Below are 24,934 nucleotides of genomic sequence, written 5' to 3'. Positions count from 1 at the left end.
ATCCATATCGCCATTAAATGATTAAGCATAAAAAACCCTTCTCCTACAATATATTTCATAGGAAAAGGGTTATGACAAAAATTAAAGCAGAGATCCTTCACTAGACATAGAGAAGAGGACCTAATAAAATTCTTATTTTTCTAAAAACACAGGTTCTTTTGTCTTAGAATCAATGGTATAGGGCAGGGAAAAAGCGGGAACAAACATGGAATCATCGACTAAAATAGAGCGGATATCCTCGCCAGGTTTCGGCTCCTTCTCTGTCTTTTTTAGGACTTGATAGAGGTCGGGCCGATAATCAACATAAACCTCAGCATCACCTGTTATGACGAATGAAAGGTTTTGATTTGTAAATGGACTAACCGCATATGGAGCCTTCTTATAACCCAGTTTATTATAGTCAAGTGAATAAACATTTTTGGCTATTTGATCCTTATATGGTGGATAACCATTGGTTCTGATCCTTAATTTAATATCTCGAATCGTTTCCGCCATCCGCAAATCCAACAATTTAACAGTTGGATTTGTCTCCTCATCTACAAGTACATATTGAAATATGCCACCGCTCTCATAAGCATTTCCAGGTGGTTCTGCAATATACTTGGGGGCAATTTTTTTAAAATCTATAGGGTACTTTTGATAAATCGGTGTTTCGGCTTCCTTTGTTTTAATGGGCAGAATTCCGCCATTATCTTTTTGAAAATCCTCTACGGCCGATTGTACCGCTTTGATTTGATCTTTATAAGGTACCTGGTTTTGCGTTAATTCCTCTTTCGGGTACATACAGCCTGACAATATGACTGCCGTAATCATGAGTGTACTAAACAACATTTTTCTTTTCATAAAATCACCTTTAGATTTATGTATGGTCGAAAATTTAGGTTAAGAAAACAATCAGTAAGGTTAATCCTGCAACAATCATAAACAAATAAGCAATAATAGCAGTTAGAATTCGAAATACCCCTTGTAATTTATATCGGCTCAAATAAATCGTAACAATCGCAAGAAACATAAGAGCCATACCTGCAATGGAGATCCACATCTTTATCATGGCTGGCGACAATTTTATTCCCCCTTTTTCGAAGATTAATTATAACATAGCTATTATTATAAAAAAATTTTTTTGAACAAAAGCGCAAGCGCCCATTTAGCGGCGTATGGCCTGGAGCGCTTTGACTGAGATAAAGGAAACACGAAGAGCGTTAGCGATTCGATGTTGACTTATCGTAGGGAAAAGAGCGAAGGACCTAGCTGTTGGGAGCTGGACGTGTATATACCTGTAAAAAAAGTTATTTAAAATTACTAAATCTATAATATCCTAGAACATAAAAAAACTGAAGTAAAGAGGGGCGAGTTCCTTACTTCAGCGAAATTTGGACTAAATAACCCATTCTCCAGCGTCTACTACCAGGTTGCTTCGTTGCATTGTATGCAACCTAGAGAAAAAACGCATCATGAGATTGCCTAATTTCTTAATAAAAAAGCACATTTTTAATCTTCAAGGGATTTTTCCTCAAGGACATTCACTAAATCTTCCATTTCATGGGTTCTACCGCGCGTCATTAAAACATCAACTGCATCTTTAGCATTTTTGCCATTAAATAAGACATTATACAAGACAGAGGTAATCGGCATGTTAACATTATACTTTTGTGCGAGCTGATTCGCCGCTTTCGTTGTTCTTACACCCTCGACCACCATTCCCATATTATCGAGAACCTCAGTTAAAGTTTTTCCCTTTCCAAGCAGATTTCCTGCTTTCCAGTTTCTTGAATGAACACTCGTGCAGGTTACAATAAGGTCGCCTATTCCTGCTAAGCCGGAGAACGTTAATGGATTGGCGCCCATTTTTGTTCCGAGCCGGGCTATTTCAGCTAATCCTCGCGTCATTAATGCCGCCTTAGCATTATCACCGTAACCAAGTCCATCTGTAATACCCGCGGCCAAGGCGATAATGTTCTTTAATGCACCGCCAATCTCCACACCAATGACATCTGAATTGGTATATACACGGAAATTTTGATTGATAAATAAATCCTGTATATTTTCAGCTGCTTCCATATTTTCCGAAGAGACGGTAACAGTTGTAGGATGTCTAAGACTAACTTCTTCCGCATGACTTGGTCCCGATAAGACAACGACATCCTTTAGAAGTTCTTTTGGCATTTCTTCTTTTATGATTTCGGTTATTCGCAGCAGGGTATTTGGCTCTATCCCTTTACTCACATGCGTTATGGTCAAAGGTGCTTTCTGAACTGCCTTAATACTTCCCAGCACTTCCCGGATGGCTTTTGTCGGAACGGCCAAAATAATGTTCTCCACTCCCATTAATGCGTCATTTAACGAGGCATAACCGACAATTAATTCCGGCAGTTTGATATCAGGTAAATATTTTTTATTGGTATGGAATTGATTCAATTCCTTTACCTGATCCTCATTATGACTCCATAAACGTACTTCATGACCGTTGTCTGCAAGTACTATTGCGAGGGCTGTTCCCCAGCTCCCTGCGCCAATAACAGTTACTGCTGTATTGCTATCCTCCCGCATAACCCTTCACCCGCCTTTATTATTTTCTTTCTCGAGCATAAATCTTTATAGGCGTACCCTCAAATCCAAAAGCGTCCCTAATCCTATTTTCAAGAAAGCGTTCATAGGAAAAATGCATTAGTTCAGGTTCATTCACAAAAACAACAAAAGTTGGAGGTTTGACAGCCACTTGGGTAGCATAATAAATTTTTAATCTCTTCCCCTTGTCTGTTGGAGTTGGATTCATCGCAACCGCATCCATAATGACGTCGTTTAACACGCTTGTTTCAACCCGCATTGAATGGTTATCACTTGCCGTATTGATCACTGGCATTAGAGTATGAATACGTTTTTTCGTTTTAGCCGATAGGAAAACAATCGGAGCATAGCTAAGAAATAAGAAATGTTCTCTTATTTTTTGTTCCAATTCTTTCATTGTTTTCTCGTCTTTTTCAACTGCATCCCATTTATTCACAACAATCACGACAGCTCGTCCTGCTTCATGGGCATAACCGGCTATTTTCTTATCTTGCTCAATAATTCCTTCTTCGGCGTTAATGACCACTAAAACAACATCTGAACGCTCTATCGCCCTTAATGCACGCAACACACTATACTTTTCTGTAGTCTCATACACTTTTCCTTTTTTTCTAATTCCTGCTGTATCAATAATGACATATTCTTGGCCGTTATAAGTATATGGAGAATCTACTGCATCACGAGTGGTACCGGCAATATTGCTGACTATGACACGATCTTCTCCTAATATCGCGTTGACAAGGGAGGACTTTCCAACATTAGGCCGTCCAATTAAAGAAAACTTGACCACATCTTCATCATATTCTATTGGCTTCGTTTTTGGGAAATGTTTAGCTGCCTCATCTAATAAATCACCAAGGCCAAGTCCGTGAGACCCTGATATTGGGATTGGTTCTCCAAACCCCAGTGAATAAAAATCATAAATTAACTCTCTCATTTCCGGGTTATCGATCTTATTTACTCCTAATACGATTGGCTTTTTGGACTTATAGAGGATTTTTGCCACTTCTTCATCCGCTGCTGTTACGCCTTCACGGCCATTTGTTAAAAAGATAATGACATCAGCTTCATCAATTGCAACCTCCGCCTGCTGACGAATCTGCTCCAAAAATGGCTCATCCCCAATATCAATTCCACCCGTATCAATCACATTAAAATCATACGTTAGCCATTCACCTGAACTATAGATCCTATCCCTAGTTACTCCCGGTACGTCTTCGACGATGGAAACACGCTCACCCACAATCCTATTAAAAATGGTAGATTTTCCGACGTTTGGTCTTCCTACAATGGCAATAACAGGTTTAACCATCATAATCGCCATCCTTTCTGATATATTTCACAATAGTGTTATTAGTTAGCATTATTCAAATTGAAAGTTCTTACGTAAGTAAGGCTCTTTTCGAAATAGCCTTAAGTAAAGAAACCCTTCTGTTAACAAGAAGGGCCTAACTTCAATTATTTTAACAATGTTAATCCTTTCCCGCAATGGTAAGGATTCTCCAAGCTACCCATTTAGGATGATTTTTGTTTTCCTCTTTCAAAAAAATGATAGTGTGTTTGAAAATACGTTCCCGCATTTTCAATTGCACTCCAGGCAACCAGTATAGCAGAAATTAACGCACATACATCTAGATATTCAAACCCGCCTATTTCATACGGAAAAGGAAATTTACTTAAGGTATATGCATAAAGAAACTCCCCTTGCATCGTTCCGCAAATCGCAATCAGTAATCTGCCTTTTAAGTTTTTTTGCAATAAGATGGCAAGGTACCCAAAAACGATTCCCATCATCCATTCCTTTTTAAAAATAATCCAGACCGGGTCAAAAATTTCAAACAAATGGAACGCCACATATCCAATCGATACAATCAAGGAACAAATATAGAAATAAATGATCGCTGTCCGTTTTTCCTGACTCAAGAATATATAAGACATTAATAATAAAAATAATCCACTGGCATGGATGACATATTCCCCCAGCTTAAATTGATGATCGGATAATAGGATTACGATTAAAATAATAGCCGATAGTTTTCGCCGATACGGGTTTTTCTTATCTGTTAAAAAGGTAAGGTAAACCCAAAACAACCAATAAATCCAATAGAACATCGAACCTTCCATGCATACACCTCCTATTATTTTCATTATTGGTAAACTTTATGTACTTTCATACTTCCTTGAATAATATTTCCGTAGTGAATCATCTTATTAAGAGGAGGTGTGGAACATGGGAAAAGACCGCCAAGAAAAAAAGCTGGCTGCAAGCGGGCGTGCTGGGAAAGACCGTGATCAGGCTTTGCATTATCCTGGCTCAACAAAGTTATCAAGTCCTGAGGAAGCTAGAGATTTAAACGATGGAAAATATGATGAATAAATGGTAAAAGCTCCCGCCTATGCGGGAGCTTTATTTAATCTTTCGCTGACTGTATTGCTTCGTATCGATGCCTCTTTGTGTTAACCAGTGATAGGTTTCACCTGAAATTATTACTGGTGCATTTTGTAAGTCTGAAATAGACTTTGCACCTAATGCAGTCATAATCATTGTTAATTCCGAATGAAGAGTGTTTATTTCTTCGATTAATGCATCCAGACCATCCTCCACAAGTATTTGCAAAAAGAACCCAGCTAGACCAATGGCACTTGCGCCAATTGCTAAACCTTTTGCAATATCTAAGCTTGAAGAAAAACCTCCGGACCCAATAATCGGAATACGATTAGAAACACTTGCTGCCTCAAGTATTGAAATAGGTGTAGGGATTCCCCAATTATTGAAAAAAGGAAGGGATTGTTTCCTGCGCTTATTTTCTATTTCGGCAAAATTTGTCCCCCCGGAACCTCCTACATCAACAACAGCTGCACCTGCCGAAATCAGAGACTCAACTGTTTCCTTAGACATTCCGAAGCCGACTTCCTTAACAATAATCGGTACGTCTACCCCACTGGCTATTTCTGTGATTCTTTTTAGAGAACCAAAAAAATCTCGATCCCCCTCGGGCATCGTAAGTTCTTGAATCACATTTAAATGGATTTGTAAGGCATTGGCCCCAATCATGTCAACGGCCAATTTAGCATTTTCAATCGTCGCTTCACTGCCTAAATTGGCAATGACAATCCCATTTGGATTCTCTTTACGGACAATTTCATATGTATATCGTTCTTGTTGATCTTTGATAGCAGACATTTGTGACCCAACAGCCATCGCCACGCCAGTATGCTTTGCAGCGATTGCCAGCTGCTTATTTATTTGATAGGTTTTTTCTCCGCCGCCGCCCGTCATTGCATTGATAAAAATTGGCGAACTTAAAGAAAGTTCGCCAATTAAATAATTTAATCGAACATCGGACACATTGATATTCGGTAAGCATTGGTGAATAAATTTGATATCGTCGAAAACTGTAGAACGATTTTGCCTATTTTCCAAGGCAAAGCGAATATGATCCCATTTTCGTTCAGATCTTGACACTTAAATCACCATTATTTTCCTAGATTCTTTAATTTATCTCCAATCATTTCTCCAAGCTGGAACCCTTTAGACTCTTCAGGAAGCTCGTAATCAAAGTTTTCTTCAACTTCTTTTTCAAGCAATTCCTTTATGCTCAATGATAAACGCTGATCTTGCTCATTTACATCTAGAACCTTTACTTGTACTTCTTGACCCTCTTTTAAAACTTCATGAGGGGTTCCGATATGCTTATGAGCGATTTGAGAGATATGAACAAGTCCTTCTACCCCAGGGAATACTTCTACGAAAGCTCCATAAGAAACTAATCTTTTGACTGTTCCGCTTAAAGTACTTCCTTTAGGAGCTTTCTCAGAGATATTACTCCAAGGTCCTGGAAGCGTTTCTTTGATAGATAATGAAATTCTCTCATTGTTACGATCTACGCTTAATACTTTCACTTTTACCTGCTGTCCTTCATGGACAACATCAGAAGGTTTATTTACATGTTCATGAGAAAGCTGTGATATATGAACTAATCCATCGATACCACCGATATCTACAAATGCGCCAAAATCAGTAATTCTTTGGACAGTTCCCTCAATAACCTGACCCGCTTCTAGAGCACCGAGACGGTTTTGTTTCTGCTTTCCTTTTTCTTGTTCTACCACTGCACGATGGGAGAGAATTAAACGATTTTTTTCCTTATCAAGTTCAACGATTTTAAATGAAAGCGTACGACCTTTGTAATCACTGAAATCCTCGACAAAATGAGCTTCTACAAGAGAAGCAGGCACAAATCCACGAACGCCAAGATCGACCACTAAACCGCCTTTAACAACGTCCTTAACCTCTGTATCAAAGATTTCTCCAGCTTGGAATTTTTGCTCTAGGCTTTCCCAAGCTTTCTCTGCATCTACTTTCCGTTTCGATAATACTAATGCATCTTCTTCTACCTTTGTTACTTCTAATTCCAGTTCATCGCCTTCTGCAACAGCATCAGATGCCTTTTCAATATGAAGGCTTGAAAGTTCACTGATTGGGATAATACCATCTAGCTTACTGCCAGGAATATTCACAAGCACCTGTTTTTCCTCAACCTTAGTAACTTGTCCGGTTACTTTATCCCCAATTTCAAAGTTTTTCACTTCTACTTGATTTAGTTCTTCCGACATATGTATTCCTCCTTAATCCATTTACTCTTAAAAATCTATATATGATTTGGTGAAAAGCATACCTGCACACCACATATAAAATAAAACAAAGCCAATAGAATTTTCAAAAAAAAACCCTTTTTATTAACTTCTTACAAATAGCCTTTTTTGTCAAGCAGAACCTATTTGTGCTCTTTTATAAGTTTATCAATTTCTGACATAATTAATTCAGTAACCTGCTCAGCTGAAGCCTTTGATTGTCTCATTTCAGTCATATCGATTGGTTTACCATAAACCATTTTTAATCTATTTAAACTTTTATACGGACCGATGACCGCACAAGGAACAACATGAGCTTCTGTTCTTAATGCAAAAAAGCCCGCTCCTGAAAGCCCTTTTCCTAATTCCCCGGTTTTACTTCTGGTTCCTTCTGGAAAGAGTCCAAAAACATGTCCGTCCTTTAAAAGCTTTAATCCTGTCCTTAGAGCCTCTCGGTCATTGAATCCCCTTTTTACCGGGAATGCATTACATTTTCTAACGATTCCTCCCAAAACAGGGACCTGAAAAAGCTCATCTTTAGCCATATAATGCACAGGACGCGGACACATAATCCCGACAACGATTGGGTCGATTACAGAGATATGGTTGGAGCAAAGAAGCACTCCGCCCTCTTTCGGGATATTTTCTACCCCGATTGCTTGTATCCGATACCACGGTTTAAAAATGGTATAAACCACTGATTTGGCAAACCTATAAAACGTCATACTCAACCAATCCTTTCATTCACCAGCGCCATTATTTTTTCGACAACATCAGGAATGGTCAAAGAGGTTGTGTCGATTTCAATTGCATCGCTTGCCTTTTTTAAAGGAGCTACTGCTCTTTCTGAGTCAATTTTATCACGCTGGGCTATCTCTTCCTTTAATTTTTCCAAATCAGAAGGGAAGCCTTTCTCTAAGTTTTCAGTGTGCCGTCTTTCAGCTCTCTCTTCTACACTTGCAAGCAAAAATACTTTTACTTCCGCATTAGGTAAAACATGCGTTCCGATGTCTCTGCCATCCATCACCACTCCGCCTTCTGTGGCAAATGCCTGCTGTCTCTTCACCATCTCTTCTCGAACCTTTGGCTGCCTAGCCACATAGGAGACAGAATTAGTTACTTCGGAACTACGAATCAAATCTGTGACATCACGATTGTCAAGAACAACCAATTGTCCAGTATCGGAAGGTTTTAGTTCAATAACGGTCGATAAGAGCGTGTCCAATAATGATGCTTCATCTTCCAGATCGAGTTGATTGATGATTGCTTTATATGTCAATGCTCTGTACATCGCACCAGTATCAATATAAATATAAGAAAGTCTTTCTGCCACAATTTTTGCTACTGTACTTTTCCCGGCTGCGGCAGGGCCGTCAATTGCAATTGATATTTTATTATCCATAAATCCTCCTAAATGCTCTCATGATCGTCTCATCTACCTTATTTATTTTACCACAAGATAAAGATATGCCTCTTTTTTTTAACAATTAAATAAAAGAAAAATGCTGAAATAGACCAATTTAAATAGGAGAATTTCTAAAACTTTATAATAAAAATAGGAAAGTATAAACCTTCCAACTAAGAGGAAGCATTTATACTTTCCTATTTTATTTTGATCATGAAAATGTTTAAATTATTGATTATTCCCCTGAAAGGTTTGCAGAATTTCAGTTAATGTATTTTCATTAACCCCTTCGTATTTTGTTAAATGCTTAATTTGCGGAAAGATATCAATCTGATGCAGCAGTAATTGTGATAAAAATAAAAAGATAAATTGTACAATCACCAATTTAATTAAAAGTCTCTCTACCGTTTTCATGCAATCACTCCAAAAACCATATGTTTTTAGTATTGGAGGCGCCTGCCGATTTTATTCTTTACTATAGGCTCTTTTCGCATTTACGAAAAGAGCCTTACTTTAGAACACAGACTGATAAAAAAAGGGAAAACATGTTTTTTCTCTATAAAACATCTTCGTAAGTTGCCTCGGCATTTTTCAGTTTTTCCACATCTTCTTCTAATCCTGTTTTAGCATTAATAAAAATTCGATAGGTTTCGTCACCCAATGTCCCTAAGAACTCATAGCATAAAACATCTTGATTTATATCATTAGTGATCATAGCTTGGCGTTGTTCCATTACCTTTAATTTTGGATTTACCTTTGCACGAGCTTGTTCAAGTGTGAGTACGGGTTTTTCAATGGTTCGAGTTTGAAATGATTTTAAGTATTCTCCAGCGGAAATACCAATGATATCTCCATTATCCAGCGCTACTTTGACTTTCACTGATTCTGGATAAATTCTAATTCCATTAATATTTGTAACAAAATCAAATACGCCTACATTGTCATATTGTGCACTATCAAAAGTTTCTAAATTTTTAAATCCTGTTGCCTTCAAAAATGCTGCCGCCTTATTATTGGCATGATTTAAACTCAAAGATTGCTTCTTGACATCACGGTTATTAATAAACCAAATTGGATGACCTGCTTTTTTAGTAATATCCATACTTGCCTCTTGGCCTGTAGTCTTATTCTTAATGGAAACACTGTAAAAACCAAAATCGGAGCCTTTACCATTGTCCGTGACTTTTACGTTTGCATTTCCGTCAAATTTCATATATTTTTTGGCAATTTGAATTGCCTCATTACGGGTAATGGTTTTCCCTTTAATTTTCTTATAGTTTTCATCCTTTTTTTGAAAATTGCTAAATGTAGGCCCAAAATCTGATTCTTCAAAGCTGGTAACTGTTTTTTCAACAGTCTTAAATCCATCAATGATCGTATTGTCTGTGTTTTCTTTCCCAGAAGCAAGGGCGAGTTCCACATCCATCCAGCGAAGATTATTTTTCAAGACCATATGCTGTACATTTCTAAGCTCATTTTGAATGTCACCAGACTGCTTATATAGTACTTGTAGTGTTTGATATTCCTTATCAGTCAATGGTTCCTTCGATAAATCTCTAACTGCTGTGCGGTAGCTAAAGTTACCAATATTCGCTAAAAACTCCTCGGTTTTATTGAAAGGTAATAGGGTTAACGGCAGCTGACCGACATCACTATGTGCCTGTGAAGTGAGTCTCCATACTTCGATTAAGGAAGGCGATAAGGATTCTTTGGAATTCATCGCAAGAGTAGTCCCAATTTTATCGTTTAATATATCCATCCGATAAGAAAGATCGTGGAATGCCCGTTGATAGTTGTTTTCCGCATTGATAAGGATTGCATTTTTTTCCTGATGTTCTTGATAGCCCCAATAAGCTGTTCCCGCAATTGCAACTGCGAGAACACCTATCAATATGCCTCTAATCAATTGAGCTCACCCCTCTATTTACAAAAAATATGCTTGCCAATACGTTTTATTTGCGGTCTGCCCCAAATCCATCCGCTGGTGGCCGTAGCTGGATTAAAGTAATACAATGCCTCTCCCGTTGGATCCCATCCATTTATGGCATCTATTACCGCTTTTTTAGAGGATTCATTTGGAGTCAGCCAAATTTGGCCATCGGCAACTGCAGTAAATGCCCCCGGTTCAAAAATAACCCCGGAAACTGTGTTAGGAAACGATGGACTGTTGACACGGTTCAAAATAACAGCAGCAACTGCAACCTGGCCGATATACGGTTCTCCCCTTGACTCACCATTAACAGCATTGGCCATTAATCGGATATCATTTTGCGAGTAACCTTTTGGTGTGTTTAAGGCTGTCGACTTTTTTGCTGCTGCCTTGGGTGGCGCTGATTTCTGTGCTGTTTGTTTGTTATATTTCGTGGCTTTTGTTAATTTTGCTTTTGTTGTCGCACCTGCAATTCCATCAATAGGTAAACCGAATTCATATTGGAAATTTCGTAACGCCCAATACGTGCTCCATCCAAATACCCCATCAGTTTTCCCATGATAGAAGCCGATATATTTGAGCCTGGATTGCAGCTCGATTACATCCTCACCTACTGCTCCTCTTTGAATTACCTGATTCGAAAACGCATATACCTTTTGGCCTTCTAAAGAAGAAAATATCATGGTACATGAAAAGATTAAGATGAAGAATCTGAAGATGCTTTTCTTTAGCATGGAATAATAACCCCCATTATGAATCTTTTTAGCATTAAGTCTATTTTTTGTTTTATTGGTGTTTTTATTCCAGTTCATGCAGAAAAAAAACCCTTCAACCATGTGTGAAGGGTTTTTAAAGGTATAATCAGGTGGTTAAACAGGTGCTTGTGCCTTATGTTCCGGATATTTTTTAAAATGGTTTGCACTTAAAATTTTCGCCTTTTTTACTTTTCGCAATCCGAACCACCAAAGGAAAATCATAAATGGAAATATAATAAACAACCAGTTTTCAAGTGAAATTAAAATAAAGTCATAGGAACCATGCAATATAATGGGCAACAACAGGGATAATAAAATCCATCTTGCTTTATGATCCTTCGTAAACTTTGCTTTTCCTAGATAAAAGCCCATAATAACACCGAATAGAGCATGACTAGAAACAGGTAATAGGGCACGAGTCATCGCATGCTCTATTCCATTTGCCACTAAATAAAAGATATTTTCTACAGTAGCAAAACCAAGAGAAACGGCTACCCCATAAACAATTCCATCAAACGGTTCATCAAATTCGACGTGCTGATATATAAGATAAAAAAGGATAAACCATTTAAAAAACTCTTCTAAAATACCTGAACCAAAAAAGGCATTTAATAAATCGGATTGTAATAAATGCTCTGTTTCCAAAACATGTTGGATAAACATAATGGGAAACACTAGCAGGACTCCATACAAAAATGTCCGAAAAACAAAGGAAACAGGCTCTGGTTCATATTCATCTCTTAAATAAAAATAGCTTAATAAGGCCAAACCTGGAGCAATTCCGGCCGATAATATTCCAAGCATGCTGAACCTCTTTTCCATTCCTTTTTCTTAATGGTACCATGTATAGCACGTAAAGAAAATGAAAGATTCATTCCAATGGCCGACAAAACTCACCCCTAAAAGTTGATGTTTTCTATGCTGCTTGCCATCGCAACAGCCAATTTCATCCTTGCCTTTTTAGAATCATTATCACTTCCAAGGATAACTCCTTTTTTATAAAGGTCATATGCACTACCTTCATAATCGTAAGTTGTATAGACTGCACCCTCTTCAGCACTGGTAGTAATCACTATTTTGATCCCTGCTTTTATGGAATTTTCGATTTCTTCCATCATTTTCGGAGCTACCTGACCTCTTCCCACTCCCTCAAGAATGATTCCAGAAACACCTGCTTCTCGGGCAGCCTTAATAAATTTTCCATCTGCCCCAATATAGCACTTAATAATTTCTACATCCGGAATGGGGGATTTTAATTGATAGTATTCTCTTCTAATCGGTTTTTGGAAAACATGGACATTGTCATTATCAATAATTCCAAGATAGCCAAACCCAAAGACATTAAAACCCTGAATGTTAGAGGCATGTTCTTTTTTTACGTATCTGGCTGCAAAAATTCGTTCATTAAATACAACGACAGTGCCGACATCGTGTAGATCAGGCGAACAAGCCGAATAAATTGCATGGCGCAAATTAATGTACACATCACTGCCTAAATCCTCCGGTGAACGCTGCGAGCCTGTGACAACAACAGGCCGGCGGTCATTAATGGTTAAATCAAGAAAATAGGAAGTTTCCTCCATCGTATCAGTCCCATGGGTGACAACGACACCAGAAACGGACTCATCTTTAAAGTAATCCTCAATTTTATTTTTTAAAAAGACTAAATCGTCAAATGTAATATGTATACTCGCTTTTTGAAAGACAGAGTCCACAATCACTTCTATTTCATTAGGTAAATTACACATCGCAGCCAATTCTTCCCCTGTTATAGCTCCGGAAGCTAATTTACCAGAGGTTTTATTTGGTTTACTGGCAATCGTTCCCCCTGTTGTTAATAAAACTACCTTTTTCATCAGTTATCACCCTTTAGTTTCTTTTTCTAGTATAGATTGTGCGATTTGACCGCCATGAAAACGACCATTTTCGATAAAAATTTCATTTGCATTATTTCCTGCTGCAATGACCCCAGCAATATAGATTCCACTGATATTAGTTTCCATTGTCTCAGAATTATAAAAAGGTCTGCCGGATTCTTCATCCATTCTTATCCCCATCTTCACTAGGAATTCATGGTCAGGATGGTATCCGGTCATCGCAAAGACAAAATCATTTTGTATTGTCTTTTGTTCCCCATCCTTTATATACATAACTTGATTTTCGGTAAATCCTATTACATCTGCCCCAAACTCCATTGCAATCGTCCCATTTTTGACTAATGATTCAAATTCAGGAAGAATCCATGGTTTTATACTTGGTGAATATTCTTTTCCTCGGTATAAAACCGTTACACGGGCTCCTGCCTTTACAAGTTCAAGTGCTGCATCGACACTTGAATTTTTTCCTCCGATTACACAAACATCTTTATCGAAATAGGGATGTGCTTCCTTAAAGTAATGGAATACTTTTGGAAGGTTTTCTCCTGGTACATTCATATAGTTTGGATGATCATAATAACCCGTTGCAATAACAATATAACTACTTTGATAAGTATCTTTATCTGTTTTAACTTGAAATAGTTGTTCTTCTTTTGAGACATCTATCACCGTTTCAAATGCATTAATCCGCAGCTGTTTACGCTTAGCAACCTCGCGATAATACACTAAGGCCTGGTTACGTTTGGGCTTGTAACTATCTGTCACAAAGGGAAACCCGCCAATTTCTAATTTTTCGCTTGTACTAAAAAAGGTTTGATGGGTTGGATAATGATAGATGGAATTTACGACATTCCCCTTTTCGATAATTAATGGCTTCTTCCCAATTTCTTGTAAGGCAATCGCTGCTGCTAATCCGCAGGGACCCCCGCCAATAATAATGATATCTTCAATTTGCATTTAGGCCAGCTCCTTAAAATGAATATATATATAAAAGGGGTATTTCTCTACAAAAAAAATCTCCTACCGTAACATGATAGGAGATTTTTTATTTAGTTTCAACAAACAAAACTTTTCATGATCGTACAATCAGGTTAAATCCAGCCTCTGAAGCGGCTGGCCTCTGCCATTTTCCTTACTCCGACCATATAGGCAGCAAGCCGCATATCCACTCTGCGAGTTTGCGCAGTATCATAAATATTCTTAAATGATTTGACCATAACTTTTTCTAGTTTTTCTTCTACTTCTTCTTCCGTCCAATAATAACCCTGATTATTTTGAACCCACTCAAAATATGAAACCGTAACGCCGCCGGCTGATGCTAATACATCTGGGACAAGCAGAATACCACGCTCAGTCAAAATTTCTGTTGCCTCCAAGGTTGTTGGACCATTGGCAGCCTCAACCACAATTTTCGCACGAATATTATGAGCATTTTCAGCTGTAATTTGATTTTCAATAGCCGCCGGCACTAAAATGTCACAATCTAGCTCAAGTAATTCTTTATTCGTAATCGTATTATTGAATAATTTGGTTACGGTGCCGAAGCTGTCCCGTCTATCTAATAAATAGTCAATGTCTAGACCATTAGGATCATATAGCGCACCATAAGCATCTGAAATACCGATTACGATTGCACCAGCATCATGCATGAACTTTGATAAATAACTTCCTGCATTTCCAAAACCTTGAACGACTACCTTAGCTCCTTCAATATGAATGCCTTTCTTTTTAGCAGCTTCACGGATACAGATGGTTACACCTTTTGCAGTTGCAGATTCTCTTCCATGCGAACCTCCTAATACAAGTGGCTTTCCTGTGATAAATCCCGGGGAATTGAACTCATCAATTCGGCTATATTCATCCATCATCCAGGCCATAATTTGTGAATTAGTAAATACATCAGGAGCGGGAATATCCTTTGTTGGTCCAACAATTTGGCTGATTGCTCTCACGTAGCCACGGCTAAGTCTTTCAAGCTCTCTAAAAGACATGTCCCGTGGATCGCAGACAATTCCGCCTTTCCCTCCGCCATATGGGAGATCTACAATCCCGCATTTCAAGCTCATCCAAATTGAAAGGGCTTTCACTTCTGTTTCAGTTACATTAGGATGAAAACGAATACCGCCCTTCGTTGGTCCGACTGCATCATTATGCTGTGCACGGTATCCAGTAAATATTTTAATAGAACCGTCATCCATTCTGATTGGAATTTTGACTGTCAGCAAACGTAATGGCTCCTTTAAGAGCTCATATACTTCTTCAGGATAACCTAACTTTTCAAGGGCTTTATGTATAACTGTCTGTGTTGATTTCAACACATCGTGCTGCTCTCCCTCTTGATTAGTTTGACCATTTGCTTTTTCGGCAACCATTTGAAATCCTCCTAGAAAATGCTTTACGAATGTTGTCTTCTTTCAGTGACAAGTATACACGTTTAATCGATTTATGCAAAGAAAAAACAAGACCAAATCTTATTGTAAAAGCTGCTTTAAAATACAAAGCTTTCAAAATATGGAGGTTTAAAAGACTTTATAAAGGGGCGTCTGCCCCTTTAGTATGGATCCAAATAAGTTACTTAAAAAAATGGAGTATCGTTTCAACAGCACATTGTTTCATCACAGGTTTGCCGTATTCAGCAAGAACGTATGGACTTAGAATAGATGGGGTTCCGAACTCCGATAAAATACATGCAGCCTTTTCTTTTTGGTCAGCTTCAACATTATCCATTACAAGGTAATAGCGATTATGCATCGCATAAAGACTTCCACCATAAATGTCAACAATAGATAGTCTTTTAGCTAGACCAACTAGATCCTCAAATTCATTAAACTCATATAAGAGAGCTTCACAGCCTTCAACTCTAACCTGCATTTCAATATAACCATCGTACAATAATTCTTCATCGTCTTTTACTTCATCAACGGTAACGATTAAAATCATTCCCTGAGCCTGAAGGGAGAAAATTTCTACAGCTACAGAACCCTGGATATCAACATCAAATTCCTCACTTGCCTCTTCGAGCATATCATGAAAGAGCTGATTCCATTTACTTGAATCCTTCCAAATATCCTCTTTTGAAAGTCCTCTTTCAAATAAATCATCAGAGGTTAAAAATATTTTAATTTTATTGGCCGTTAAGCGTTCTAAGCGCATGCTTTTGCCCCCTGCCGTGACGTAACTCTTGTTTTCAGTGTATGCCGCAGGGGACCATTGGTGAATTGTCTATCTCAGCCCATCTTTTCTAATCCTCGTTTAAGTGTAATAAGATGAGTTTCTGCAGGAGCTCCTAACCGTAAGGGCACAGTCGTTGTTCCATAGCCATTACTTATTAACAGCATTGTATTTTTAAGCCTTTTTAACCTTCCTCTTGCATATGGGCTATACCCCAAAATATGTATTTGCCCGCCATGAGTATGTCCGCTCAGCACCAGCCGAATCTGATGCTCAGGCAGAATCTTATCTGTAATCGTTGGAATATGACTAGCTAATATTTTAAAACTACCCTCCTCTGCATCCATAAGGGCTAAATCAAGCCGATCCCGTTCCTGGCTGCAGTCATCGACTCCTAAGAGAGATAATTTATCCCCAACATTTGACTCAAAAGTAACGGCTGTATTATCCAAGATTTTTATCCCTAAATCGAGTAATATCGCATCCAATTTACGAAAATCCACTTCGTAATCATTGTTTCCCCAGACAAAATAAACAGGACCAATTCGTTTTAATTTCAATAAATTTTCCTTTACTTGTGGAAAAGATACCCCTTTTTCTGTTAGGTCTCCTCCGATTATAACAATGTCGGCTTCCCCTTTTACCTTCTCAATAATGAAATCTGAAATAACCCGTCTATGAATATCTGAAATAAAAAAAATGGTCACTTTACCAAACGAATCAGGAAAGTCTTGAAAGGTTATCTCTTGCTCTACCACTTTATTTAAAAAGGCCTCCCTCAACATAAATAAGAAGAGAAAGATACCTCCTAATAACAATAACACGATTGCCCCCCAAATAATCAACTTGTTCTCCCCCTCTTACAGTTCTACCGAAATCATACCATAAAGAAGACTTAAACTTAAAAAGACAAGGGTGTGCTCTTAGACCAATGGGATAAGAGTATAAAAACTAAGCAGATCGATATATTCCGTAAATAGCTAAAAAAAATCCCTCCCATACAGTGTATGAGAAGGATTTCCTTTCTTTCCATTGCTTTTTAGTCCTCATGGATATCCAGAATACGGAAGCCGTGTTCTTCGAGCTTCTTAGTAAACCTGTCAATATTGTCTTTCTTTTCAATCTTCATCACAATTCTGCGTACAAGCTTATCGGTTTCATCGAATGTAACAAGGGAGATGATGTGCTCATGGAACTGATGGGCAATTTCTGATAGCCTAGCAATCCGTCCTTCCGTCTCAACAGACGTAAAAGCAATTCTTACGCCCGGTCGATTAACACCAAATGCACTTTCAAACGAAGTTAAACAATCGGATCGTGTGACTACACCAAGGAAGGCTTTATCTTTATCAACCACGGCTAATAAAGGGAAATCCTTCAAGTCAAGAAGTGTCTTTTCAAATAATTCTCGACCTAGCAAAAACTTATCCTCATGGGATGCAATATCCCCCACCACTGTTGATGTTAGATAGTCTTCCTTTTGTTTGCCGGACTTAAAAAAACCTTCATATATATTAAATCTTGTTGCAACACCTGCATATTTATTACCGATTAAAACAGGGAGCCCATCAATTTGATGTTTCTCTAACATCTCCAGTGCATCCTTAAGGGTTACATCAGCTTGTGTGGTAAAACATTCATGCTTCGGGATCATAATATTTTTAACAAACACTGGCCATCACCTCATAAAAATAGTCCTATATTCTTATTATACTTCTACAATTCCATTAAAACCCCTCTTATTATTAAAGATTTATGTCATGTAACGGAAATACTCTCATAAGATTAATTGATACCGAATTAAGGGAGGGCGACTATGAATACACATTTTAAAACCTATCATCCCTACGCTAGTCCGTTTGATCCTTGTCCACCAATCCTTGAAAAAGCATATTCCACACCACCCAATTTATATATGGGCTTTCAGCCGCCAAATTTACCGCAATTTACACCACTTGAAGCACTTAGGGCAGGGACATTGTGGAAAGCCTTTTATGATCCTTGGTTCAGCCCGCTAGAACCAGGTAAAGGGGGACTCCCGCAATGAAGCAAGTTCCTGAGGAATATTATCAACTAATGGAACAGCTTCAGGCTGTCGACTTTGTATTAGTAGAGTTAACCTTGTACTTAGATACACATAATGATGACCAAGAAGCTATCAATCAATTTAATCATTATGCCAAGGAAAGAAAACGAATAAAAAAATTATTTGAGAGCCAGTTTGGACCTTTACAGCAATTTGGAAACAGCTACTCTGGATATCCTTGGAACTGGGATGATGCACCATGGCCATGGCAAGTTTAAAAATGGGAGGGATTTCATCCAATGTGGATTTACGAAAAAAAACTTCAATATCCTGTTCGGGTTAGTTCATGTAATCCAAGATTAGCTAAGTATTTGATTGAGCAATACGGCGGTGCCGATGGAGAATTAGCAGCAGCACTCAGGTATTTAAACCAAAGATACACAATTCCTGACAAGGTAATCGGCCTTCTTACTGATATTGGAACAGAAGAGTTTGCTCATCTTGAAATGATTGCTACTATGGTCTATAAATTAACGAAAGATGCTACACCTGAACAGATAAAAGCTGCAGGCATTGAGGATCATTATGTTGACCACGACAAAGCATTATTCTATCATAATGCCGCAGGTGTTCCATTTACTGCCACATATATTCAAGCTAAAGGGGATCCAATTGCAGACCTTTATGAGGATATTGCAGCTGAAGAAAAGGCGCGTGCTACTTATCAATGGATTATTAATATAAGTGATGATCCAGATTTAAACGATGGATTAAGATTTTTACGGGAAAGAGAAATTATTCACTCGCAACGTTTCCGTGAGGCCGTCGAAATCTTAAAAGAAGAGCAGGGCAAAAAGAAAATCTTTTAATTGGTAATAAGAAGCAGCTAAAGGTCTGCTTCTTATTTTTTTTCGTGGTATAGGTTAATATCATATTGCTTTTTCATTATTTCAAAAACAATATGGCGGTTCCTCCATTCTTCTTCCTTCTTCCATAAATCTTTGCTTCGATCAACAATCTCGCATCTTAACTCTTGATATTCCTTTTCCTTCTTTTCCTTTTGCTGTTTTAACAAATTCATTGCCCCAAACCCGACAATTGTTAATGCTAACAGGTAGACAGCAACCGTATCATTTAGTACCGCTGACAACATAGCTAAAAAGGAAAAGGAAAATGGTTTTACGAAAGTTATATAGAAATAAACAGTAAATATAAAGGCAAAAAAGAGTGTTGCATAAACCGATAAATAATGCCACATTTTTATATCATCAAATTTTTTCTTTCTCTTTCTAACATTCTCTAACATTTGCTTGGTTGCCTGATCGGTATAATCAAGTTGTTGAATTGCTGTATCCATCGTTGTCCCCTCCCTATTTCGATATATATATTTATGTTCTTGTCCTAAAAATTATGTTGTTAAAACAAAAAAAACCGATCAAAGATCGGCTAATTGTTAAAGGTATTTTGAGTAATTGACCATATTTTCATTTTGAACTATCCGCTGGCTGCTCAACCTGTGTAGAAGTTTCTACACTTTTTTCCTCTGGAGCCGTTAACTTTCCGGCATCTTGAGCGGATTTCGATGATTCATCCCTCGTATCTCCATTACCGGGATTAGACTTTTCAAGATTAATGGTTTCATATCCGACTGAACTCCCAGAAGTTTTTTGTGTTCCATTGACTTTCCCGCCACTATCCCGATAAGAAATTACACTAAAAATGATAATGGGAAGGAGAATAAAACACAAAACTAATAGCCGGATTACAGGATATTTAACCTTCCATTTTGTTTTCTTTTTCTTTTGTCTGTGGACCTGCTCCCTTGGCGGCAGTTTTTCATTGTCACCATCCACTTTTTCATTTATTTTTTGAATCCGTTGTTTTAAACGTTCCGCTTGGTCTCTGTATGGTTCTTCTTTATTCACAGAGCTGCTCCTCCCTGTTCTTTTCATCTGTTGTCTGTCTGAATTTTATATATACTCCCAGAAGAAAGTCTATGACAAAATGCATCATAATGGTCACTGCTAAATTGCCAGTCCATTTGTAAATAAATCCAATCAAAAAACTTAACAGGATAATATTTAAAAAGAGGTACCAGTTAAAGAGGTATCGATAATGAATAACGGCAAAAATAATACTTGCCATAATTAGACCAACCTTTGTTTGGATAATTCCCCTGAAAAGCAATTCTTCACTGAACGCTACAAAAAAAGCAATGACAAACGTATGAAATACATGTCTGTTTTTAAAAATCCTCTCATTTAATCCCCCGTCATCATAATAGGAAGCAGGCAGCAGTTTCATTAACAAAATATCAGCTATCACAATGATTACTCCTGCGGGAATACCAATCGTAAGAATTTGATAATCTCTCAAATCAATATTTTGTAGATAAGAAAAATGGTCAAATAAAATGGCTCCCAAAATGAACGAAATAACTAAAAGGATAACTTGCGTAAGGTATAAGTGATATAACAGCTCTTTATCTGTTAACTCTGTGATTATATGATTATACTTTCTTTTCATTCACTCAACTCACAATTTAATTAGAATTTTGGCAAGGTAATCCTTCCAGTTCTCTTCACGAGTCTGTATGGATGGTGTATTTACAGATGATTGGTAATCACTTAAATTTACGCCGCATATATCACAGCAGCAAGGAATCCTTTGGAACCTGTCTTCCGCAAAATATTGTAAAATAAATTCACGTCTGCATGTTTCGGCATCAACCAATTTTTTCATATAGAAGATATTATTAAGCTTGAGTTGAAATCTTTCCCGCACAAACTCTTTCAGTGAAGTTTTTAACATCTCAAGATTATTAATCTGGGGGTCTGGATGATTTACATATTCCTTTATGATTCGCCATTGGATTTCTGAAAACCCGCCGAGTGTACTTAACTCCTGATTTAATTCAATTACACCATCGTTTAGCATATGCTGATTGATTAAATTTGTAAATAACCAATCGATTTGCTGCTCAGATGGCAACTCCCCCTCGACAAGTTGAAATGGAAGCTTCTCATCACCTGGTGCATATAAAAGAATGGCAACACTGGGGAGCCCATCCCGCCCGGCCCTTCCAATCTCCTGCAGATACGACTCAATCTGCATCGGCATATGATAATGGATAATAAAACGAATATTTTCTTTATTAATTCCCATACCAAACGCACTTGTGGCACATACAACATCCAGCTGATTGTGAATAAACTGCTGTTGAATCAATACTCTCGTAGTTGCATCCAATCCCCCATGATAGGCCATTGCTTGGCAAATCCCTTTTTCCATTAAGAGAGACGCCATTTGATCAGCAGCCTTCTTACTTGAAAAATATATAATACCTGGTTTTTGCAGTTGTGATACAAGCTCAATGACTCGACTTTGCTTATCGTGATAATCATTTAATTTTTCAAAATGGAAGGCTATGTTAGGCCGATCAATGGTTGATTCTATTTTGATGATTTCATCATTTTCGAGCCCGAGGGAAGTTACAATATCCTCGCGCACCTTTTTGGTTGCAGTTGCTGTAAGTGCAAGGGTTAAAGGAGAGCCTATTTTCTTGCGGATATCACCTAACTTTGAATAGTCCGGCCGGAAATCAAATCCCCACTGTGAAATACAATGGGCTTCATCTACAACGAATAAAGAAATGTTAAGCTCCTGCAGAATACGAATAACAAAAGGAACACTTAACATTTCGGGGGAAATAAAGATGAACTTATAATCTCGTAAATGACGAAGTACCTTATTTCTCTCCGCCAAAGAAAGAAAAGAGTTCAACGCAACAACTCTTTTCTCTCCTAAGCGCTTCATTTGCTCTACCTGATCCTGCATTAAAGATAGTAATGGAGAAATGATCAAGGTCTGTCCACTAAAAATATAGCCAGGTAATTGGTAACACAATGATTTTCCTGTTCCTGTCGGAAGCATAGCCAATGTATGCAAACCAGAAAGTATCGAGGTTATAACCTCTTTTTGTCCTTTTTTAAAGGTTGAATAACCAAAGTGCTTTTTTAAAAGAATTTCTAATTCCATTTTTCATCACCATACTTCGCCAGTACTAACCTTATTTGAAGATAAGTCACAGCCTTCAATTCATCCTTTATCCGCTTTAGTTGCCTTGTTCCCATACTTCGGGAAAGTTCAATAATCTTTGATTGTAATTCCTTTTCTACATAGGGATCGATAGAGAAACTTTCGAGATGCAGGGCAAATTCAACGAGATGATCTTCTATTGTACTTAATTTTAAGTTTCTTAAATCAGCGATTTTTTCAGGTTGGATTCCCTGCATCAAAAAATTCCAGGTTTTTCTTGCAGAAATAGTTAATTCATCACCCTTCTCTAAATTTCCCATTAAAAAAGGTAACATATTGAAGCAATTGGATTCCTTAATCTTTTGAATTAAATAATGCAGTGTATTCACAAATTCAAGCTGATAATCGTGAATTTCCATTTTTAGTATTCTGGCTGCTTGGAGTGCTGTTAATCCTATTTGCTGGAAACCCGTTAATCTAAACACTAAAGCAGCAGGGTCTAAATCCTTAGCCGCGTTTAAGCAGTCGAGTATTTCCGAATATAAAATGCTGCCTAATTCATTTCTAGGCACCTTTATTTCTTTTAACATTAATTTAAGCCAATTATGCACATCTTTATTTTTTTGAATAGGGATGTATTTAGCCTCTTCATAAACGAGATTAGAAGTGACTTGAATAAGAAACGACAGTCTTTCCCAAAACAGCGTTGTAAATGGGTGAAAATCCCACCCGTTTAAATAATGCACCATTGACGTATTTTCTAAATGCTCTATTCCTGAAAGCGTCAAGCGGAACCTTTGTTCACCACTACCGGCAATTAAGTTCTTTTTGAATAACTTTTCTGTGATTTGTTCAAAATCTTCTCTTGTTAACGTCTCATATACACCAAAAAATTCCTTCAAGGAGAATAGATGGGCATCTTGAATGGTTTGTGATGACTTTTTTCCATTTAATAGATGAAAAATAGAATAAATGGTTCGCTCGTTATTAAGTTGTTTTAAACAATATAAAATAACGGTTTCTAACTGCAGCATCGTATCCCACCACTTTTCCCATTAAATCGACAAAAATCCTCATTTTTTCTTATTTTATTTTAACATGAATTTTGTACATCCGGTTGGTTAATAATGAAGAAGTTTTATCAAATTGATCTCATTCAATCCATTGACTAATATCATTTTTCTATTGAAAAGTTGCCGATACAGCTTTACAATAGGAATGAGTAATTCGTTTCCATAACTGTATAGGAAACAGGGAAGCATATTATCCGTTATTTACTGGGAGGTTTTTTTTCATGGCAAAGTATACAATTGTTGACAAGGAAACTTGCATCGCATGTGGTGCATGTGGCGCAGCGGCACCAGATATTTACGATTATGATGATGAGGGCATTGCATTTGTAACTCTAGACGAAAATGAGGGAATTGTTGAAATTCCAGATGTATTAATTGATGACATGATGGATGCTTTCGAAGGCTGTCCAACAGATTCAATTAAAGTTGCTGACGAGCCTTTTGAGGGCAACCCAACTAAGTTCGAATAAAATCTCTATAGGCTACTTTAACCACACCTCGTCTTGCTTTGACGGGGTTTTCTATTAGCGAAACAACAAGAGCTGCCAGATGGCAGCTCTTGTTGTTTTATGCACCTTTTATGACTGAAAATTTATTAATCCACGTTTGCATTTTAATAAACAAAAGCATGAAGATACCTGACATCATGACACCCTTTAAGATATTAAATGGCAGGATGGCAGGAACGACTAAATTTCTCATATCTGGAAATCCCATAAGTAGTGTGTAGGCTGGAAGGATTACGAGGTAATTTAAGATACTCATAACCACAGCCATGATGACCGTTCCAGCTACTAATGCAATCGTCATACCCTTCTTAGTTTTGAGTTTATTATAGACAAACAATGTTGGAAGTACAAAAACAATCCCTGCGATAAAATTTGATATATGACCTACAGGTATCCCGGTTTGACTTCCAGTGGCAAGATAATTAAGGACATTTTTGAAAAACTCTACTAAAATTCCCGCAAGCGGTCCAAAAACTAATGCAGCAATCAACGCTGGGATGTCGCTGAAATCGACAAATAGGAAATTAGGGAATATTGGCAGCGGGAAGTTTAATAGCATCAATAAATAGGCTATACTGCTCAGCATTCCAATTGAAACATAAGCTCTTACATTTAACTTTTTTCTTTTTTCCATTTTCCTCTCTCCTTTTTGATCCATCATGTTAGGAAGAGAGGTTCAGCATATAGACGACCCAGGTGACTAAAAAATCCCTCAAGAAGGATCACTTGAGGGATTTTACAAAGGCACGCTTAATAAACATTCAATATATCAATATTTTTTGAATGTCTGCAGAACCTCCATCTTCTCCCATCCAGACTATACTGTCGGCTTTGGAATCACACCAAATCCTGCCCCAAAAGGCTCGCGGGCTTAAGAGCACTGCTCTAACACCGCCGATCGGGAATTTCACCCTGCCCCGAAGATAGATCGATATTAAATTACGATT

General features: G+C 37.7%; 30 protein-coding genes and 1 riboswitch. Of the genes, 5 read left to right on the top strand and 25 right to left on the bottom strand.

Annotated elements, in window-relative coordinates; all coding sequences use genetic code 11:
• Nucleotides 1-132: 132 nt before the first annotated feature.
• The 5 genes from ACZ9EE_RS25405 to ACZ9EE_RS25385 all read right to left on the bottom strand — a co-directional run bounded on the left by ACZ9EE_RS25405 (nucleotide 133) and on the right by ACZ9EE_RS25385 (nucleotide 4,692).
• On the bottom strand, nucleotides 133-843 hold the full coding sequence (locus ACZ9EE_RS25405) for a hypothetical protein (RefSeq protein ID WP_476031397.1): 711 nt from the start codon (nucleotides 841-843) through the stop codon (nucleotides 133-135).
• Nucleotides 844-877: 34 nt separating this feature from the next.
• Nucleotides 878-1,051 carry a DUF2768 domain-containing protein gene (locus ACZ9EE_RS25400; protein ID WP_476031396.1) on the bottom strand — a complete coding sequence of 58 codons (174 nt, stop codon included), beginning with the start codon at nucleotides 1,049-1,051 and terminating at the stop codon, nucleotides 878-880.
• 440 nt (nucleotides 1,052-1,491) lie between these two features.
• Nucleotides 1,492-2,550 carry an NAD(P)H-dependent glycerol-3-phosphate dehydrogenase gene (locus ACZ9EE_RS25395; RefSeq protein ID WP_476031395.1) on the bottom strand — a complete coding sequence of 353 codons (1,059 nt, stop codon included), beginning with the start codon at nucleotides 2,548-2,550 and terminating at the stop codon, nucleotides 1,492-1,494.
• Between the two features lie 19 nt (nucleotides 2,551-2,569).
• On the bottom strand, nucleotides 2,570-3,880 hold the full coding sequence (gene der, locus ACZ9EE_RS25390) for a ribosome biogenesis GTPase Der (protein ID WP_476033092.1): 1,311 nt from the start codon (nucleotides 3,878-3,880) through the stop codon (nucleotides 2,570-2,572).
• A 203-nt stretch (nucleotides 3,881-4,083) separates the two neighbouring features.
• Nucleotides 4,084-4,692 carry a YphA family membrane protein gene (locus ACZ9EE_RS25385; RefSeq protein WP_476031394.1) on the bottom strand — a complete coding sequence of 203 codons (609 nt, stop codon included), beginning with the start codon at nucleotides 4,690-4,692 and terminating at the stop codon, nucleotides 4,084-4,086.
• Between the two features lie 106 nt (nucleotides 4,693-4,798).
• Between ACZ9EE_RS25385 and ACZ9EE_RS25380 the strand changes: the two genes are divergently transcribed.
• On the top strand, nucleotides 4,799-4,945 hold the full coding sequence (locus tag ACZ9EE_RS25380) for a YpzI family protein (protein ID WP_215043164.1): 147 nt from the start codon (nucleotides 4,799-4,801) through the stop codon (nucleotides 4,943-4,945).
• A 30-nt stretch (nucleotides 4,946-4,975) separates the two neighbouring features.
• Here the strand turns inward: ACZ9EE_RS25380 and fni are convergent, their stop codons facing one another.
• The 14 genes from fni to ACZ9EE_RS25310 form a co-directional block, all read right to left on the bottom strand.
• The gene (gene fni, locus ACZ9EE_RS25375) at nucleotides 4,976-6,034 is read right to left on the bottom strand and encodes a type 2 isopentenyl-diphosphate Delta-isomerase (RefSeq protein WP_476031393.1); all 1,059 of its coding nucleotides are present in this window, start codon (nucleotides 6,032-6,034) and stop codon (nucleotides 4,976-4,978) included.
• A gap of 11 nt (nucleotides 6,035-6,045) precedes the next feature.
• Nucleotides 6,046-7,185: a 30S ribosomal protein S1 gene (gene rpsA / locus ACZ9EE_RS25370; protein WP_476031392.1), complete on the bottom strand. Its 1,140-nt coding sequence runs from the start codon at nucleotides 7,183-7,185 to the stop codon at nucleotides 6,046-6,048.
• A 161-nt stretch (nucleotides 7,186-7,346) separates the two neighbouring features.
• Nucleotides 7,347-7,928, bottom strand: a complete 582-nt coding sequence (locus tag ACZ9EE_RS25365) for a lysophospholipid acyltransferase family protein (protein WP_476031391.1) — start codon at nucleotides 7,926-7,928, stop codon at nucleotides 7,347-7,349.
• Nucleotides 7,929-7,930: 2 nt separating this feature from the next.
• Nucleotides 7,931-8,605 carry a (d)CMP kinase gene (gene cmk / locus ACZ9EE_RS25360; RefSeq protein ID WP_476031390.1) on the bottom strand — a complete coding sequence of 225 codons (675 nt, stop codon included), beginning with the start codon at nucleotides 8,603-8,605 and terminating at the stop codon, nucleotides 7,931-7,933.
• A gap of 231 nt (nucleotides 8,606-8,836) precedes the next feature.
• Nucleotides 8,837-9,022 carry a YpfB family protein gene (locus ACZ9EE_RS25355; protein ID WP_476031389.1) on the bottom strand — a complete coding sequence of 62 codons (186 nt, stop codon included), beginning with the start codon at nucleotides 9,020-9,022 and terminating at the stop codon, nucleotides 8,837-8,839.
• 142 nt (nucleotides 9,023-9,164) lie between these two features.
• Entirely contained in the window at nucleotides 9,165-10,514 is a 1,350-nt protein-coding gene (gene ypeB, locus ACZ9EE_RS25350) for a germination protein YpeB (RefSeq protein WP_476031388.1), read from the bottom strand.
• 14 nt (nucleotides 10,515-10,528) lie between these two features.
• On the bottom strand, nucleotides 10,529-11,221 hold the full coding sequence (sleB, locus tag ACZ9EE_RS25345) for a spore cortex-lytic enzyme (RefSeq protein WP_476033091.1): 693 nt from the start codon (nucleotides 11,219-11,221) through the stop codon (nucleotides 10,529-10,531).
• Nucleotides 11,222-11,407: 186 nt separating this feature from the next.
• The gene (prsW, locus tag ACZ9EE_RS25340) at nucleotides 11,408-12,097 is read right to left on the bottom strand and encodes a glutamic-type intramembrane protease PrsW (protein ID WP_476031387.1); all 690 of its coding nucleotides are present in this window, start codon (nucleotides 12,095-12,097) and stop codon (nucleotides 11,408-11,410) included.
• 95 nt (nucleotides 12,098-12,192) lie between these two features.
• On the bottom strand, nucleotides 12,193-13,149 hold the full coding sequence (locus tag ACZ9EE_RS25335) for an asparaginase (RefSeq protein WP_476031386.1): 957 nt from the start codon (nucleotides 13,147-13,149) through the stop codon (nucleotides 12,193-12,195).
• Between the two features lie 6 nt (nucleotides 13,150-13,155).
• Complete coding sequence (locus ACZ9EE_RS25330; RefSeq protein WP_476031385.1) at nucleotides 13,156-14,127, bottom strand: YpdA family putative bacillithiol disulfide reductase; 972 nt, start codon at nucleotides 14,125-14,127, stop codon at nucleotides 13,156-13,158.
• A gap of 134 nt (nucleotides 14,128-14,261) precedes the next feature.
• Entirely contained in the window at nucleotides 14,262-15,542 is a 1,281-nt protein-coding gene (locus ACZ9EE_RS25325) for a Glu/Leu/Phe/Val family dehydrogenase (RefSeq protein ID WP_476031384.1), read from the bottom strand.
• 199 nt (nucleotides 15,543-15,741) lie between these two features.
• On the bottom strand, nucleotides 15,742-16,323 hold the full coding sequence (locus ACZ9EE_RS25320; protein ID WP_476031383.1) for a genetic competence negative regulator: 582 nt from the start codon (nucleotides 16,321-16,323) through the stop codon (nucleotides 15,742-15,744).
• 74 nt (nucleotides 16,324-16,397) lie between these two features.
• The gene (locus ACZ9EE_RS25315; RefSeq protein WP_476033090.1) at nucleotides 16,398-17,126 is read right to left on the bottom strand and encodes a metallophosphoesterase; all 729 of its coding nucleotides are present in this window, start codon (nucleotides 17,124-17,126) and stop codon (nucleotides 16,398-16,400) included.
• Between the two features lie 254 nt (nucleotides 17,127-17,380).
• A complete protein-coding gene (locus ACZ9EE_RS25310) occupies nucleotides 17,381-18,013 on the bottom strand; it encodes a CBS domain-containing protein (RefSeq protein WP_476031382.1) in 633 nt (210 codons plus the stop codon).
• A 144-nt stretch (nucleotides 18,014-18,157) separates the two neighbouring features.
• On the opposite strand from ACZ9EE_RS25310, the gene ACZ9EE_RS25305 reads away from it, so the two are divergent.
• Genes ACZ9EE_RS25305 through ACZ9EE_RS25295 form a run of 3 tightly spaced genes read left to right on the top strand, consistent with a single transcriptional unit; the run spans nucleotide 18,158 to nucleotide 19,236 of the window.
• Nucleotides 18,158-18,388: a spore coat associated protein CotJA gene (locus ACZ9EE_RS25305; protein WP_215043192.1), complete on the top strand. Its 231-nt coding sequence runs from the start codon at nucleotides 18,158-18,160 to the stop codon at nucleotides 18,386-18,388.
• The gene (locus tag ACZ9EE_RS25300) at nucleotides 18,385-18,645 is read left to right on the top strand and encodes a spore coat protein CotJB (RefSeq protein ID WP_476031381.1); all 261 of its coding nucleotides are present in this window, start codon (nucleotides 18,385-18,387) and stop codon (nucleotides 18,643-18,645) included. The genes ACZ9EE_RS25305 and ACZ9EE_RS25300 overlap by 4 nt, the downstream gene beginning before the upstream one ends.
• Before the next feature lie 21 nt (nucleotides 18,646-18,666).
• Nucleotides 18,667-19,236 carry a manganese catalase family protein gene (locus tag ACZ9EE_RS25295; RefSeq protein WP_235740302.1) on the top strand — a complete coding sequence of 190 codons (570 nt, stop codon included), beginning with the start codon at nucleotides 18,667-18,669 and terminating at the stop codon, nucleotides 19,234-19,236.
• Nucleotides 19,237-19,268: 32 nt separating this feature from the next.
• Here the strand turns inward: ACZ9EE_RS25295 and ACZ9EE_RS25290 are convergent, their stop codons facing one another.
• The 5 genes from ACZ9EE_RS25290 to ACZ9EE_RS25270 form a co-directional block, all read right to left on the bottom strand.
• Nucleotides 19,269-19,724, bottom strand: coding sequence for a DUF2663 family protein (locus tag ACZ9EE_RS25290; RefSeq protein WP_476031380.1), 456 nt, complete (start codon nucleotides 19,722-19,724; stop codon nucleotides 19,269-19,271).
• Nucleotides 19,725-19,851: 127 nt separating this feature from the next.
• Nucleotides 19,852-20,292 carry a hypothetical protein gene (locus tag ACZ9EE_RS25285; RefSeq protein ID WP_476031379.1) on the bottom strand — a complete coding sequence of 147 codons (441 nt, stop codon included), beginning with the start codon at nucleotides 20,290-20,292 and terminating at the stop codon, nucleotides 19,852-19,854.
• Complete coding sequence (locus tag ACZ9EE_RS25280) at nucleotides 20,285-20,893, bottom strand: lysostaphin resistance A-like protein (RefSeq protein WP_476031378.1); 609 nt, start codon at nucleotides 20,891-20,893, stop codon at nucleotides 20,285-20,287. The genes ACZ9EE_RS25285 and ACZ9EE_RS25280 overlap by 8 nt, the downstream gene beginning before the upstream one ends.
• A gap of 9 nt (nucleotides 20,894-20,902) precedes the next feature.
• Nucleotides 20,903-22,405, bottom strand: a complete 1,503-nt coding sequence (locus tag ACZ9EE_RS25275; RefSeq protein ID WP_476031377.1) for a RecQ family ATP-dependent DNA helicase — start codon at nucleotides 22,403-22,405, stop codon at nucleotides 20,903-20,905.
• Nucleotides 22,396-23,439, bottom strand: a complete 1,044-nt coding sequence (locus tag ACZ9EE_RS25270) for a YpbB family protein (RefSeq protein WP_476031376.1) — start codon at nucleotides 23,437-23,439, stop codon at nucleotides 22,396-22,398. The genes ACZ9EE_RS25275 and ACZ9EE_RS25270 overlap by 10 nt, the downstream gene beginning before the upstream one ends.
• A gap of 260 nt (nucleotides 23,440-23,699) precedes the next feature.
• Here ACZ9EE_RS25270 and ACZ9EE_RS25265 point away from each other — a divergent pair, with 260 nt between their 5' ends.
• Nucleotides 23,700-23,948 carry a ferredoxin gene (locus ACZ9EE_RS25265; protein ID WP_098533024.1) on the top strand — a complete coding sequence of 83 codons (249 nt, stop codon included), beginning with the start codon at nucleotides 23,700-23,702 and terminating at the stop codon, nucleotides 23,946-23,948.
• A 97-nt stretch (nucleotides 23,949-24,045) separates the two neighbouring features.
• Here the strand turns inward: ACZ9EE_RS25265 and ACZ9EE_RS25260 are convergent, their stop codons facing one another.
• On the bottom strand, nucleotides 24,046-24,621 hold the full coding sequence (locus ACZ9EE_RS25260; RefSeq protein ID WP_476031375.1) for an ECF transporter S component: 576 nt from the start codon (nucleotides 24,619-24,621) through the stop codon (nucleotides 24,046-24,048).
• 162 nt (nucleotides 24,622-24,783) lie between these two features.
• Nucleotides 24,784-24,916, bottom strand: a riboswitch (FMN riboswitch).
• Nucleotides 24,917-24,934: the final 18 nt, after the last annotated feature.

It is taken from the genome of Bacillus sp. URHA0034, from assembly GCF_056280405.1.
This window is presented reverse-complemented; position numbering and strand designations above follow the sequence as displayed.